Below are 14411 nucleotides of genomic sequence, written 5' to 3'. Positions count from 1 at the left end.
GTCATTGCACCTTCTCGGTCCGGCCGTACACATCATCCAGGCGCACAATATCGTCCTCCCCTAAATAGGCACCTGATTGGATTTCGATGATCTCCAACGGCTCGCCACCTGAGTTGCGCAGCCGGTGAGCGTGTCCTACGGGTATATAGGTCGATTCGTTCTCGTGAAGCAAAAAGCAGCGATCACCGTGAGTGACTTCAGCCACCCCCTTGACCACCACCCAGTGCTCTGCGCGGTGTTGGTGCATCTGCAAGCTCAAGCTGGCGCCAGGATTGACCACAATGCGCTTGACCTGAAATCGGTCACCTCTATCAACGCAGTCGTACCATCCCCAGGGGCGGCAAACCTTGCGGTGCGTGTGGGCCAACGAATGGCTAGTACGTGCAAGGCTTGCCACCATTTGTTTGATGTCTTGGGTACAGCGCTTGTCAACTACCAGGACAGCGTCGGGCGTTTCGACCACAATGAGGTTCTGTAACCCCACGCCAGCAACCAAGCGACTGCTGGACACGAGCAGAGAGTCGGTACAGCTTTGATGCAGCACCAAATCACCCACCACCGCATTACCGCAGGCGTCCTGTTCGCTCACTTTCCAAACGGCGTCCCACGCGCCTACATCAGACCAGCCTGCCTGCATGGGTACCACACAGAGCTTCAAACCCCATTCGGGGTGGGCGGGCAGCTTCTCTATCACCGCGTAATCGATGGAGTCCGAAGGGCTTGAGTTAAAAGCCGCCGCATCGGGGCGTATGAAGTCAAGGTCATGGCGGGCGGCCTGCATCGCAGCCTCGCAGGCGTGCAGCATGTCGGGACGACAATGGGTCATGGCTTGCAGCCACGTACTGGCGCGCAGCATGAAAAGGCCGCTGTTCCATAGGTAGTTGCCATCCGCCAGATACTGTCGGGCGCGCTCAGCATCGGGTTTCTCGGTAAAGCCCTCCACCAAATGCACGCTCTGCGCCTGCGCTGGACAATAACGGATGTAGCCATAGCCGGTTTCGGGATAGCTGCCTACCACTCCAAAGGTGACCACATTCCCTTGACGCGCGACCTCATAGGCGGTTTGCACCGCGTATTGGAAAGCTGCTAGATCAGCAATCACATGGTCGGCCGGCATGGCAAGCATGACAGGGTCTTCCCTACCCGCGCATGCGTGCAGCGCCGCAATGGTAAGCGCGGGCGCGGTGTTGCGCGCGGCGGGTTCTAAAAGAATAGTCGCACCGGACACTCCCGCATCCATCAACTGGCTGGCCACCAGAAAACGATGTTCTTCGTTGCACACCAAAAGCGGAGCGGGTGCCTGCGGGATAGTAGAGTGCAGACCATGCAAGCGCGTGGCCGTTTGCTGCAGCATGGTTTGCCCCCCCGTCAACGCCAAAAACTGCTTTGGGTAGCTTTCTCGTGAGAGCGGCCACAGGCGCGTACCTGAGCCGCCACACAAAATGACGGGGAGCAAAGGGGCAGTCACGAGATGTCGGAATCAGAAGGATGGGCCAAGCGAACGGTGTCGAGGTCTGCTTCCAGCAAGGCCAAGCGTTGATTCATGCGGCGCACGTCGCGCTCGATACGGGTGTTGACCATGTCGGTGTGCAGGGCCTTGATGATCAGGACCATGCAGGCCAGCAGCAGCAGTAGGGCCGGCGGGTAGCTGAACCCAGTCCATGAGGCCAGTCGGTCAATCAAGCCAGGCCATGCACCCAATATGGCTGCTGCGGCAGCCACCACCACCCAGAACAAGCCATGCATCAGATACAGGTGATCCCGGCGTATTAGATATAGGATCAGTGCGGCAAGGCCAATCCCCAAAAGCGCGGTAGTGATTTGCAACGATGCCATCGGGCACTCCACTCTTTCTGTGTTGGTATGGCGAGCAAGGGGGCCGCCACCGGCCTTCGGTACGCCCGGATAGCAAACCACGCGGTCGCTGATGCGCTGGTGCGCTGGTGCGCAGAAAGTGCCCTGGGGGGTCTTAAATAGCACCCTGGGCGTCTGAATTGGCTGCGATTGTATAACCCGGACTTACCAAGACTGCTGATCGCCAGCGAACTTCAGGGACGGCCTTGCTTGGGCGTCTCCAGGAGAAGAAGACTCATCGGGGCGAAGGTCTGAAGAGTTTGCTGTCTTACATGCGGCCTGTCGGTGCAGGATGTGGGTCCGGCGGACCCTGACGGCATTCGCGGGTGGGCGGCCATTCTTGCCTCCAGGGCAGTACGGGGCAATGAGTTCGATCAGTGCCGCCCCGGGAACCACAAGCTCCCACCAACTCCCGCTTGCGCGGTTCTCTCGATGCTCCCAGCCATGGCTGCTTTGCGTCATGCCATGTGCGGCTCCTGCCGAGATCTACCAAAGAAGGATGTATGTTTTGCGGGTTTCCCTAGAGAACCTGACCCTGGCCCCTTCTGGATGGGAGTCATCTACTTGTCGCCTCCGCGCAACATCACTTCTGATTTGCTTCCTGTTGCATTTTTGTAGTAAGATGTGCAAAACACGTTGTGCGTAATGCTGACGGTTCCATCGCAGACGCTGATGCGATTAATAAATAATTAGTAGCGGGCCCAGTGCTTCGCCGTGTTCTATTTGAACCCGTCAACATTAAAGTAATAGTGGCTTTTAGCCACTTAAAGCATTCCTATATTAGGACGCTTTTTAAAATTAGATGCTAGCTTATAAAACCAGCATCTTGAAATAGCTGCAGCATTTCGCGTTTGCTGCACGCATCTGAATAGCGCACTTGCTTGCCAAGTGCCACGGCTTAGTTGCCGTAATGAATATTACAAATTGACTCGTGATTGAGCTCGAGGCGAATTGCGTCAGCAATTTTAATCACATGGGCACTGCTCAAGGATCTTTCTTACTCAACGCAACAAGAGCTCTTGCATCAGCATTTGCATGAGTTGCTTGACATCTGCGATCGCAAAAAAGTACATAGCGGCCAATCGGGCTGCAGATGACATCAATGCACGCTTTTTAGGACTGCTTGCAGGCGGCGCGAGGCCGTTTTGCTATATGGATTGACCCCCAGCACGAGAAAGCACCCTGCATTGCAATTAGCTATTTAATTATTAGCGTCAAAGCGCTACACCACCGCGCAAAACTGGTGTCTCCCATTTTCCGCCGGGTAAACGACCTGTGCATAACATTTACCATCTCAAGGTCCGGGAGAGGCGCAGAAAACTGTACCAAACTTATTTTCTGAGCCAGAATATGGCAACTTAGGCCCATATGAAATAGAGCCTAAACCAATCTGCACACTTCCCAGTGTGCATTCTTAAAATCAATCTCTCATTGCTTTTAAGAATGCAACCAAAAAAGGAGGAAATATGACTCGAAACTTTGGATTAGGCTCTCGCGACATGGGTATTGCCGGCAAATTTGCACTCAACGACGCCGTCAAAAATCGCAGCGTTTCCTTTTCTACCGCGGGAACCAATCACCACAGATGGCATTCTTTCACAATTTGGGCCAAAGCTAATGGCGTTAAAAAAATGGAAGACGTCACCCGCGAGTTAGTTAAAAAATATGGCCGCGAGCTAGCCCAGAAGGTAAATACAAGAGATTTATCGGCCGCCACCGCACAAGTTTATATTTCGGCCGTGAATTCAGTAATGTCAATTGCCACTCAGAGAAAATGGCAATCAGTTTCTCCGACGAAGGACTGCAATATCCCTCAACGCTGCGCCGTCCGCCAAGACGCGCCCGGGGCGCTTGACCGCGCGGCTTGTGCCAGCGCCGTCGAGGCCGTGCGCGTTAAGTTGGGGGACCGTGTGGCTGCTGTGGTGGAGTTGGCGCGCGAATTGGGGTTGCGCAGTAAGGAAGCATCCCTACTCGACGCACGCGCAGCACTGACACAAGCCCGAGAAAAAGAGAGCGTAACCATCACCAGCGGGACAAAGGGCGGGCGCAGACGTGAGGTGCCCATCGCCTCGCAGGAGCAAGTGCAGGCGCTGCAGCGCGCCGCCCAAGCTCAGGGCAGGGACAGATCGATGATTCCTATTGACCAATCATGGCAGAAGTGGCGCTCCAAAGAGTTGCGCGAAGCGCGGGACTTGGTGCGGCAACACACCACAGGTGGCCTGCACGACCTGCGCTCGGCATACGCGTGCCAGCGCTACCAAGAGAAGACGGGGCACGCGGCGCCCGCGGCGAGCGGCGTAATCGCTGATAAGAGCAAAGATTTGGACGCCCGAAAAGAGATCTCCAAGGAACTGGGCCACAACCGCGTCGAGGTCGTAGCGGAATATATTGGAGGGCGGCGATGACGTTGCGTAAGAAAGTAGAGCAGGCCACACACGCCTGGGCTAGCAAGGGGTGCAAAAAATATAGAGCGCGACAGCGCAGAATGATGCAGGTATTTGCAGCCCACGCAGAATCCTGTGGAGCCCGCACCGCAGGTCAAGTAGGGCTCGTTACAGTCATCAGTTTTTGGAAGCACCAGAGGGGGAAAAAACGACTTTCTTGGGCGACTCAAATGGATTATTGGCGAGCAATCCGGGAGCTTTGGCGACTTTGGGGAAAGCCAGGGGAGCCTCCCCGTCCGCGCGATCCTGCAGAGCAACTGACGGGAAGAGCCGCCCCTCTTAAGGCGGGAGAAATCGTTTCGGGCCTGATTAACGCTTGCGAAACTCGCACATCGGGCAGCCAACAACAGGAAAGCAGCGATAAACCAGTTCGTGATACTCAATGAGAACCGGTTCAAAAAATTGTGCCAGTGAGAGCGCTGGTCCCCCGCCAGAATCAATGTGGGACTTTCTCAATTGCAATGTCGTACATGGTGAGTAATTGTGGTGAGTAACCCACCTTGCGTGATTGCTTGCTTATAATCGCCCACCCTTCATTGCGCAAGATAACCTCATCGACTACGCCATAGGTATTGCACGTGTAAGTTGCATCAATCTGCATCCCCATATCGAAATACTTGACGTTTTGCTCACACCAATCCTTTGCTCCAACAGGCGCAGTTTTTCGTGCTATAAACTGCTCTTCTGCTGCTTTGTTTTGTTCAACACGCTTCTGCGCCAGCTCGAAATCAAGTTTCTGCTGTGCGTTCTGAGTCTTTCCTTCGAACTCGTTGAGCTTTGCCAAGGCCTGCTGCGTCGGAATGCTGGGCGGATTCAAAAGTGAAGTGCAACATCTGCCAACCTGTAAGGTCCGCAGATGCCAACCGCCTCCTCGCACTATCACCAACTCCAGCCTGAAGACCGCGTCACCATTGCCAGCCTGAAACAGCAGAACCACAGCAACCGAGCAATCGCCCGGCAACTGCACCGCTCACCGGCGACAATCAGCCGGGAACTGCAACGCAATGACTGCTCCTCTGGCTATGGCAACGCACATGCCCAGAGCCAGTCCCTGCAGCGCAGGCGTTGCGGCAGGCCAGCGATCAAGCTGCACCCCGATTCGATCCTGTGGGCTCTGGTTGTTCATCTGCTGCGGCTGCGCTGGTCGCCCGAGCAGATTGCCCTGACACTGGCACGCTTGTATCACTCCGGCCATGAATACCGCGTGTCACACGAGACCATCTACAACTGCATCTATGCCATGCCCGTGGGCGAGTTGCGCAAGGAGCTGATCGCCACCCTGCGCCACGCCCACAACAAGCGGCTGCCGCGCAGCATTCCGCAGTTGCGGAACGCCAACGAACCTTAGAAACTCGTCAGCAATAAGTCTTTGATTTATAAGGATTTCCAGAAAAATGCGCCATTGCTGCTTAGGCAGCTGCGTCACTCTACTTTCGTCGGTGAGGATTTAGCGCCGCTTTACTTTAGTGAAATACCTAGCCAAGAGTGTCATGCCCGACCACCCGGCTCACCTCACTTAAGACTCACTGTGGGCTTCAAATTTATCGTTCAGCTGTCAAGGTCTTCAGCGCAATCGAAAGCTTCTTGGTCGACAAAGCGCCCTAGTCTTCGCAATAACGGAAGTAGGTCTCCGTCCGCATACGAGCATCCAGTGCGTTCGGGGTCCGCTTGCTGAGCCTTAGCCGCCATTTCAGGCGAGTGCCCCTGGCCGCTGGCCAGCAATCCAGCCAATTGGGCATATCCGGGGCGCCAAGCACCAGCCTGGGGAAATACCCCTCGAAGGCTGGCAAGTATCTGCATACCGGAATGATCTAGGTCGCCAAAAAAATACACAGGCACTGTCTGCGAGTTCTCTCGACAGTCCCCCGGGAGGTCAAACAACCAAGAGCAGATTGCTGGCAGCATCTCCGTACATGCAGGATCTCGCAAATACAGACGGCAGCCAATGCGTGAACGTAGCCTTCGCGCGCTACCCCTAAAACCTGCCGCGTAAACCAACAGGCTACTCGCCCAGGCGGAAGCGCGTGCGTCGGCCATGTTCTCAAAAGTGACCAAGTTCTCAATAAACAGCACATCCTTGAAAGCAGGGAACCGTCCATCGCCGCACGCAAGCCCTGGACTGGGCGGCGCCAGCAGCAACTGGATTGGCGCCTCGAAGAATTGGCCTGAAGTCGCACCCAATAGTTTCAGTAGTTCCTCTCGATGGTCCAACACCTTGGAGCGTCCTTGAAAGACGCGCGCTGAGGCCTCACGGAGGGCCATAGTTCGGCCTGACCGGCACAAGTTGGTCAAGGTGGCGAGGCTCCGGGTGGCCTCTTCTACAGGTAATCCTTCCACAGGGACCAATGGGCTACGGGCAAGGTGGTCGAGCACGGCGGCCGGATCGGCAGGTGCCTCCAGCGGATTCGCCGCCCAGTGTGCGGCCAAGTGCGCGCGCCATTGCTGGCGCCAGCGTTGGGCCTGTGGGGTATATCCGGCCCACGCCGCCAGGGCGTCGAAATCGCACAGCTCCAGCCGGGGCTTGCGGTCGCTGAAGCTGGCGAATGCGCGAGGCGCTTCCAGCAGCAAGGCGACCCAGCCCGTGGCACACAGGTCATCGAGTTGCATCCGCAGCAACTGGATCTGGTCGGCATCCATCGCATCGTGCAAATCTGGCGCAGCTTTGCGGTCCAGCGGCAGGCGCACCGGCCCCTGGGCCGTGCTGCGCTCAGCCTTGGCGAGCAGCAACCGGGCCAAGCGCAGCAGGAAGGGATGCGGCGAAGGCGGATCGGGCAGCGAGGATGATTCGGGCGTGACCATGATCAGGGCGAGGGCCTGCATTCATCCAGGCTCGCGCGGGCATCTTCGGCCGTCGGAGCTGGGATCTGTTCTTGGCCCTGTTGCTCAATCCATTGAGCACGTGCGGCCTCGCGGGCCCGCTCGGCGTGGGCACCCCACAGCCGGGCCAGGGCCGGGCGGTTGAGCGTTTTTTCCTGCGCTTCGCTGATAAACAGTTCTTGACCATCGCGTCGTGCCATCACCTTGGAGAAAGTGAACTCCTTGTCGAACTCGGGTTTAACCGCGCCCGATTTGGACGTGGGCATGGCCACGATGAGTTGCAGCCCCAGTGTCTGCGACAGGAACTGCAGCACGTTGCGCGAACGCGTTTCGTCCATCTTGGAGAATGCCTCGTCGCTGAGCATCAGCCGCAAGGCGGGTGCCTCGCGGCGGTCGCGGCCGAAGTGCCCGAGCGCATGGGCCAGCACGGCCGAGCGCACCACGTAGAACGGCGTTTCCAGTTCGCCGCCCGAGCCTGTGCCCCAGGTGGACAACCGCGTGGTACCCACCAGGCTGGTGCGCAGGATGTCGTAGCGCCGGTAGTTGCGGTAGTCGGCCAGTTCGCGCAACGCGCGTTCGCTGGCACCCTGGTCATTGGCCAGCAGCAGGCGACGAATCTCTTCCGCTGTAGCACGCTGCTCATCGGTGAGTCGCGGGGAGGTGAAGATGGAGCCGCGGTCATGCTCCAGCCCTTCGACCGCGCTTTCCACCGCCTCGAAGAAGTCCTGCACTTTCTGCAAGCGCGGCACCCAGTCCCATTCCAGCCTGAAGGTATCGCTGCCGAAGCGGATGTCTTGCAGATGGCGATTGAGGCGCTGTAGTGTCAACGCACCTTGCTTGACATCGTCGCGCACCTTGAAGCAGAAGCTGCTGGTGAAAACGTGGTTGAACTGACCTTCTGCCTCGCGCAGGGCGCGTGCGTTGTCCGCAAGGCCGATGGCGCGCTGGCGCTGGGCCTGTCCGGCAATAGCGGCGCGGGTGCGTTCGACCAGAGGAAGCAGTTCTTCCAGGCGATCGACATTGCGGGGCGGGTCGATCCAGGCGAAGCGCTCGCTGTCATCTCGCGCGCCGGACAAGTAGGTGCCCACGGCCTGGGCCAGTTCGCGCAGTGTGCGGGGCAGACCTTCGCGCAGGCTCTGTACACGGTGGCGCAGCGCGTCTAAGCTGGTTTCTGGCTCGGCCGCTAGTGCCTGGGCCTCGCCCAGCAATTGAGGCTCGGTAGCCAGGGTGGGCACGGCACCCGCGAAGCGCGAGGCCCAGACCGTGGCGTTGGTGCAGGCGATGTCGAGATCAGGCAGGCGGACTTCCAAATCGGCCTCACGCCTGTGCAATCCTCCCAAGGCCAGTTTCATGGCGCCCATCTGCTCTTTTTCATCGCTGTGCTGCGCCCGCACTCCATCGATGCGCCCGATGAGGTCTTTCTGCTCGGCCAGTAGCGTATCGATGGCAGACAAGTCCAGCGCCTTGAGCGCCTGCTCGGCATGAGCGTGCTGGGCTTGGCTTTCCAGTACGGCGAGCACTAACGGCGTCAATGGCGTGAACACAGGGCCGTTGAACAGGCGGGTGATGGTTTGCAATGAACGGCGCAGCGCCTCCATGGCGCGCGTTTCCTTCACCAGCCGCACCAGCTCCTGTTCACACCACTGTCGGCGTCGCTGGCGGGCAGCTTCACCAAAGCTAAGTTTCTCGTCCGGCTCATAGCAGGCGAACATGCCATAGCCCCGGCTGCCCAGGCCCTGCTCCATCAGTCCCTGCGAGGTCCGCGCCAGTTCCTCCTCGCTCTCGACCTTGCGCACGCGGCCATACTGCGCCAGCAGGAAGGCATGGGCCACAGGGTGCTGACAGACCAGTTCGTGCAGCACAGCCCGGGCCTCCAGTTGGCGACCCTCGGTGTCCTCCATCGCCTTGCGACCCTGCACGACTTTGGGTGAGCGAACGCGGTAATGCTGCTTGACCAGCCGGGTGCAGCGCGCCTCCATCCCAGCTTCCACGATGATGGCAAAGCGGTCACCTCCCATATAGCCTTCGATGGCGTTCTGCCAGCGGGTGCCAGGGCGTGGCTCCACCAATTGCGCCAGCAGGTGAGGATGGGCCGAGGGAAGCTCACGCTCGATCAGTGCCACTGCGTCATGTGCATCCTTCGGCCCCTGCGCTCGGCCGGCCTGCAGACGGCGCAGTTCGGCGTCGCGTTGCTCGGATTCTTCCCCCAGTTCTTTCAACTGCACGCCCACATCGGTAAGCGCCTGGAGCACCGCGCCTTGCACCGAGGCGTCGCCATCGTGGATACCCTGGCGTAGGGAGGCCAGTTGTGCGTCGAAGGCTTCCAGTTCGAAGGCGGGCAGCACCACATCCAGCGCCGCATGGCGCGCGTAGGTGTCAGCCATCGCTGGCCAGGGCTGAAGTACCCGCCACGCGGCGGGCTGCAGGGCAGCGACCGCAGAAGCCAGATCCGGGACGGCCGACAGATCCAACGCCAACAGTTGCTTGAGTTGCGCGGCCATCGCGCCGATGCCGCGCGCGGCTTCTTGCACGCGGCCCCAGTGCAGGCGGAATTGATCAGCTTGCTGGCGTACTTCGTCATCGAGTGCGGCCTTTCTTTGCGCCACATCGCTGCCGGCCAGCTTCTGCTCGACCAAGCTCAACTGCCCGCGCAACTGCTTTTCCTGCGCCTCCAGGGAATCCAGTTTCTCTTGCAGCTGTGCCTGCTTCCTGTCCTGCGTGGCGATCTGGCGCTGCACCGAGGTCAGTTCATCCCGTGCCTCGCTGCGCGTGCGCAGTGCATGGGCGATGGTGGTGGTGACGAATCGCCTTGCCTCATCAATGACCTGGTCCGCACTGGACTGCGCAGTGTCGAGCCTCTCCAGATTCAACGCCAGGCGCTCAGCCTCAAGCTTGAGGCTGGCGATGGAACGCATCAGCTCACGCATTTTGTCGAGGTCTTTGCTGAAATCATGCGGTTCCAGGATCTCGTCGCGCACCAAGTCGTTGACATTGCCCAGTTCCTTGTAGGCCATGGCCTTGACAAGTGACTTGGCTGCGCGCGTGGCATCGTGTTCGCCTACCGCCGTCTTGCCCATCAACGCGCCATAGAGATGCTGCAGGTAGCCGCCCTTGTCGGGAAAACGTTGCACCACCGCGGCAGCTTTGCCGGCATGGGCCTGCAGGCGGTGCTGGAGTTGCACGTACAGTTCCTTCAACGGCAGTGGCGAGGCGGTGAGCACCTCGCCCGCCCGGCGTGCCAGATAGTCCAGCGACAGTGCCCGGCGCACGATGAAGAATTGGGGTGTGCCCTGGAGGACGGCGCGCCGGCCGTCCACGAAAGCTTCCACGCCCACCAATGCGGTGAAAGGCTCGGCCTGCTCGCCTGCCTGTTCGGAAGCTTCGAAAACGATACCGGCGTAGCTGGTCGAGCGGGTGCGAAGGAACACACCGTCGGCCTGCTGCCCGAGGGCGTAGGCGGCCAATGTGCGTGGCTCCTTGCCGCCACGCCGACTCTGCGTGGATTCGTCCTGGCCAATGTTGAACTGCACCACGTGCTGGTGCGCGGCCGTCAGCACGGTCTGGATGGCATCGAGCAGCGTGGACTTGCCCGAACCCGATTCGCCCGTCAACAGAACGGCGTCAGCGAAGGGCCATTCACGGTCTTCCAGCGAACCCCAATGCCAGGTAAGCAGCTTGGCGATCTTCATGCGCGGTCCTCGGTGGCTGATCTGACGGCGGGCGCAGGGGGAGTCTGGCGGCCCATAATCCGCAATGCCTCTTCCAGTGCCTCGTCGCTGACGAAGCTCATCACCGGCCGCAGCACGGCCAGGCCCATCTGCATGTCGCCGGCATCGTCGCCCTCGACGAAATGCAGCACACGGTGTTTACGCAGTTCGCGCAACAGAACCATGCGCTCGCTGGCCGCATTGGGTAGCTTGTGCGCCAACAGCGACACCACCGCTTGTGAAAGCTCCTCTAAGCTGATAGCCAGGCGTTCGTCCACCAGTGAGCGACGTCCGGTGAGCGCCTCGGTGTAGAGAAAACGCAGGGCGATTACGGCAGCCACGAAATCACGCGAAAGTCGGGCGCGCAGGCGGCGCACCCCGTCTTCCTCGTCGTCACCCCCGCCTTCGCCGGGTGGGTACAGCCGCAGCAGGCGGGCATCGCTGTCGTGGACCAGCACGAAGCCGATGCAGGCGAACCATTCACGCAGCAACTGTTCGCATTGGATGGCGTCGTCGTACAGTGCGGCCTCGGGGCGGGAATGCTCGCGCCACACCACACCGCTGGCCAGCAGCCGCCCGGCCAATTCGGCGAAGCGTGCGGGCTTGACGTTGGCAGCGCCTTCGGTCGCCAGCCTCTGTTCGATGTACTGAGCCAGAGATTGCAGCATGGTGTGTTCAGTGCCTCCTGCTGGATGTCACGTCCATCTCATCTTGCGGTTCGACGCGCAACTCGTAGTCGTCGGCTTGGAAGTAAGTCGTGCTCACCTGTCCTGCCATCTTGCGGGCCTGTATCAGGCGACGCCCTTCTGCGGAACGCGCCGCGCCCACGGCATGCAACACGCGCACTGCGTCCTCGGCGGTGTCGACTGGCAATGCCGCCAGCGTGATGGGGCCACCCTGTAGGTGAGGCAAGAGGCCTTGCAGCACCTGCTGATCGCTGAAGGCGAAAGCCTCGGCTTCAGCTCTGCGCAGCAGCGCATTCAGGCGGCTGGCTTCGTCCACGACCAGCGGTGCCTGCGCTACGGCCTCTGATTCACGATCACGCACTGTCCAACGCAGCACGCCGCCGGGAAGACGGATCTCGGCAGTGGCCAGGCGCCGGGCCAAAACGTCGAGCAGCCCTTCACGGGCGGGCCCTGGCTGCTCCTTCAGCCAGGCCATGGTGCGGCCCAGCGGGGACTCGGCACCGTAGTCCAGGGACAGCGCTTGCCGCAGCAGGCTGGTGAATCGGCGCACGTAGTTGTTCATCTCCGAGCGCAGCATGGGCAGCTTCAGGCCGCAGGCAGCATCGACCATACTCTCGATGCGGTCAGCGAGCCACAGCATCGGGCTGCGGCCCTGCGCCATCTGTTCCAGCCAAGGTGCACGCTGCAGCAGGTGGGCATCTAAGCCGGCGCGTTGCTCGCCGTCGAGCGCGCGCACATCTTCCAATGCTTCGTTGATCTGGCCGCGATGGCGTTCGGCCGAGTCGGCCACCAGGCGCACGGCGTACTCGCGCGCGAAGCGCTTCTCGATGAAATCATTGAACTCGTTCCAGGCGACCTTCTGCGCCAGGGCCTCGCGCGTCAGGCTCTGGATCAAGTGGCGGAAGTACTCAATATCGTCCTGCAGGTCCTGCACCACGCGGCTGGCGAACTCGTGGGCGTCCAGCAGTTCGTCAGCGTCCCGGGTGGCGATGAAGGCAGCCAATGCCTTGCGGGCCGAGCGCATGTTGCGCTGGCGGGTCTTGGCGCGCGAGTCGTCTAGGTCGGCGAAGGTTTCGCTGAAGGCCTTGCCTGCGCGACTGAGCTTGAGGGTGGGCCGTAGGTCGATAGGGTCACGGTAGTCTTCAAGCCATCCATGCTCTTTAAGCTTGCGCAAAAGATCACTGGCATAACTACGCTCTTCCTCGGCGCCAATCACCCGCTCATTCTCAAAAACCATGGTCCGCAGCGCAGGGTCTGCTAACACATGAAGAATTACTTCGAGTACCAACTCGCGGTTAAGTACTTCGGCGTAGTCGGCGTTGGCGCCATGCACTCGCTCGTGGAGTTTCCGAAGCACCAATGCGCACAACTCGCGATTGTCATGCGTCAGCGGACGAAAGAAATGCTCACGCGGGGGGATGAAGAATTGCATTCATCCTCCAAGGTGCCCTCCTTCCAGACACGCTTTCTTGATGCCGACGCAGAAATCTTGAACAAACCCGCACCGAACCCCCCACGATTTATAGAGTCCAGTTTAGCGCAGGGCGCACTATGCCCGAGGCGACCGCAAGCGGGCTCGGCTGCTGCAGCGTGCCCAGTTGAAGTACGCCACTGCCACGCTGGAGGACGCCAGCTTCCAGGGCGTGCGCGGCATCGATAGATCCGCCCTGATGGGTGTCGCTCTGTCGACCTGGATCGAGCGGGGCGAGACGCTCACCTTCTCCGGTGCCACGGGGCTGGGCAAGACGTGGCTGGCCTGCGCGTTGGCCCAGTTCGCATGTCGCCAGGGGCACTCGGCGCTGTATCTGCGGGTGCCGCGTCTGGCCGAGGAGCTTCGCATCCTGCACGGCGCTGGCACCTTCCGACGTTGGCTCGAACAGCTTGCCAAGGTCGATGTGTTGATCCTGGACGATTGGGGAACGGGTCCGATGGACAGCGTCACCCGGGGTGACCTGCTGGAGGTCATTGATGACCGGGTGGGCCACCGCGCGACGATCATCACGCACCAACTTCCAATCGAGCACTGGCACGCCTGGCTGGGCGACGCCACCATCGCCGACGCCATCCTTGACCGGTTGATGCAAAGCTGCCGGCGCTTCAACCTGGAGGGTGAATCTCGTCGCACGGGCAAGACCGCACGGGCCGCCGCCAAGCCAACAAAGACAGCCCAGGAGGAGGCGCAGCCGATGACCTGATCAACCACCTCGATACCCCTAAACTCTGACCTCTGCGCAGCACCGCCATCAGCATGGCGGTCACGATCACCGAAACGCGTGGTCACGTTGCCGAAATGACGCCGACTTCAGCCCTCGGCACGTCGGTCACGATGGATCGAAATGGTCGGTCACGTTGACCGAAATACGCAGGAAACCTCGGAACAGTTGGTGATCCCATTCGATCGAGGTATCAACGATCCAGGCCGTGACCGCAGTCCTGCCGTTCATAAGACCGAGCGCAGCCGTCAATTCGATGTCCCGCCAAGTGCACGCTGGACAGCGGGCACCTTCCTGCTCAACTGCAAACCTGCCTTTCGCAGCGTCGAAGTTCGATGTGCCCACGCCTCCTTCACTGAGCGGCGTTGGTAGGTTAGCCGTCCAAGGCTTAATGCGATCAACTTTGGCCGCTCGATCCGACCAGGTGAGAGGGAAGCGGTTTTGCATGTCGGGCTGAAGCAAGCCGCCAAATGCCAACCGACCCAAAGCGAGAAAAGAATTTCCTGTCTCGAAAAGGTACTGCTGATAGGGCCTTAGCAGGGTGCTGAAATACTGGCTTGTCCGCATGCGGCCAAGATCATCGACCGCTCAGAACGGGCTACAAGCAATTTTTTTGGTCTGACAAGGGGTGGGGTTCCTTCAAAGTTGTCATTTTTCGAGTCCTCGGGCAGTATTTCAGCAGCCTGTTAG

Annotated in this window: 9 protein-coding genes and 2 pseudogenes; 3 read left to right on the top strand and 8 right to left on the bottom strand. The window is 59.9% G+C overall.

The window, feature by feature from the left end; all coding sequences use genetic code 11:
- Position 1: 1 nt before the first annotated feature.
- Positions 2–1468 (bottom strand): mannose-1-phosphate guanylyltransferase/mannose-6-phosphate isomerase, encoded by a 1467-nt coding sequence (locus ACDELDRAFT_RS02195; RefSeq protein WP_081470065.1) that lies wholly within the window; start codon positions 1466–1468, stop codon positions 2–4.
- Positions 1465–1836 (bottom strand): DUF2304 domain-containing protein, encoded by a 372-nt coding sequence (locus ACDELDRAFT_RS02190; RefSeq protein WP_005793114.1) that lies wholly within the window; start codon positions 1834–1836, stop codon positions 1465–1467. Before ACDELDRAFT_RS02190 ends, ACDELDRAFT_RS02195 begins: the two co-directional genes overlap by 4 nt.
- A gap of 1484 nt (positions 1837–3320) precedes the next feature.
- Here ACDELDRAFT_RS02190 and ACDELDRAFT_RS02185 point away from each other — a divergent pair.
- Positions 3321–4259 carry an integrase domain-containing protein gene (locus ACDELDRAFT_RS02185; RefSeq protein WP_005793113.1) on the top strand — a complete coding sequence of 313 codons (939 nt, stop codon included), beginning with the start codon at positions 3321–3323 and terminating at the stop codon, positions 4257–4259.
- Between the two features lie 475 nt (positions 4260–4734).
- Here the strand turns inward: ACDELDRAFT_RS02185 and ACDELDRAFT_RS24900 are convergent, their stop codons facing one another.
- Positions 4735–5082: a hypothetical protein gene (locus ACDELDRAFT_RS24900; RefSeq protein ID WP_040327791.1), complete on the bottom strand. Its 348-nt coding sequence runs from the start codon at positions 5080–5082 to the stop codon at positions 4735–4737.
- Between the two features lie 72 nt (positions 5083–5154).
- On the opposite strand from ACDELDRAFT_RS24900, the pseudogene ACDELDRAFT_RS02175 reads away from it, so the two are divergent.
- Positions 5155–5643, top strand: a pseudogene (locus tag ACDELDRAFT_RS02175) (IS30 family transposase); the annotation flags it as partial.
- Positions 5644–5846: 203 nt separating this feature from the next.
- Here the strand turns inward: ACDELDRAFT_RS02175 and ACDELDRAFT_RS02170 are convergent.
- Genes ACDELDRAFT_RS02170 through ACDELDRAFT_RS02155 form a run of 4 tightly spaced genes read right to left on the bottom strand, consistent with a single transcriptional unit; the run spans position 5847 to position 12940 of the window.
- Positions 5847–7118, bottom strand: a complete 1272-nt coding sequence (locus ACDELDRAFT_RS02170; protein WP_005793111.1) for a hypothetical protein — start codon at positions 7116–7118, stop codon at positions 5847–5849.
- Positions 7100–10804, bottom strand: a complete 3705-nt coding sequence (locus tag ACDELDRAFT_RS02165) for an ATP-binding protein (protein ID WP_005793110.1) — start codon at positions 10802–10804, stop codon at positions 7100–7102. Before ACDELDRAFT_RS02165 ends, ACDELDRAFT_RS02170 begins: the two co-directional genes overlap by 19 nt.
- Positions 10801–11490, bottom strand: coding sequence for a DUF4194 domain-containing protein (locus ACDELDRAFT_RS02160; protein WP_005793109.1), 690 nt, complete (start codon positions 11488–11490; stop codon positions 10801–10803). Before ACDELDRAFT_RS02160 ends, ACDELDRAFT_RS02165 begins: the two co-directional genes overlap by 4 nt.
- 7 nt (positions 11491–11497) lie before the next feature.
- Positions 11498–12940, bottom strand: coding sequence for a Wadjet anti-phage system protein JetA family protein (locus tag ACDELDRAFT_RS02155; protein WP_005793108.1), 1443 nt, complete (start codon positions 12938–12940; stop codon positions 11498–11500).
- Positions 12941–13067: 127 nt separating this feature from the next.
- Between ACDELDRAFT_RS02155 and ACDELDRAFT_RS02150 the strand changes: the two are divergent.
- Positions 13068–13703 (top strand): annotated as a pseudogene (locus ACDELDRAFT_RS02150) (ATP-binding protein); the annotation flags it as partial.
- Between the two features lie 126 nt (positions 13704–13829).
- Here ACDELDRAFT_RS02150 and ACDELDRAFT_RS02145 read toward each other — a convergent pair.
- Positions 13830–14288 (bottom strand): hypothetical protein, encoded by a 459-nt coding sequence (locus tag ACDELDRAFT_RS02145; RefSeq protein ID WP_040327788.1) that lies wholly within the window; start codon positions 14286–14288, stop codon positions 13830–13832.
- Positions 14289–14411 lie beyond the last annotated feature (123 nt).

The sequence above is a fragment of the Acidovorax delafieldii 2AN genome, from assembly GCF_000175235.1.
Classification (GTDB): domain Bacteria; phylum Pseudomonadota; class Gammaproteobacteria; order Burkholderiales; family Burkholderiaceae_C; genus Acidovorax; species Acidovorax delafieldii_B.
Note: the sequence above shows the minus strand (reverse complement) of the source record. Positions and strands in the feature narration are given on the sequence as shown.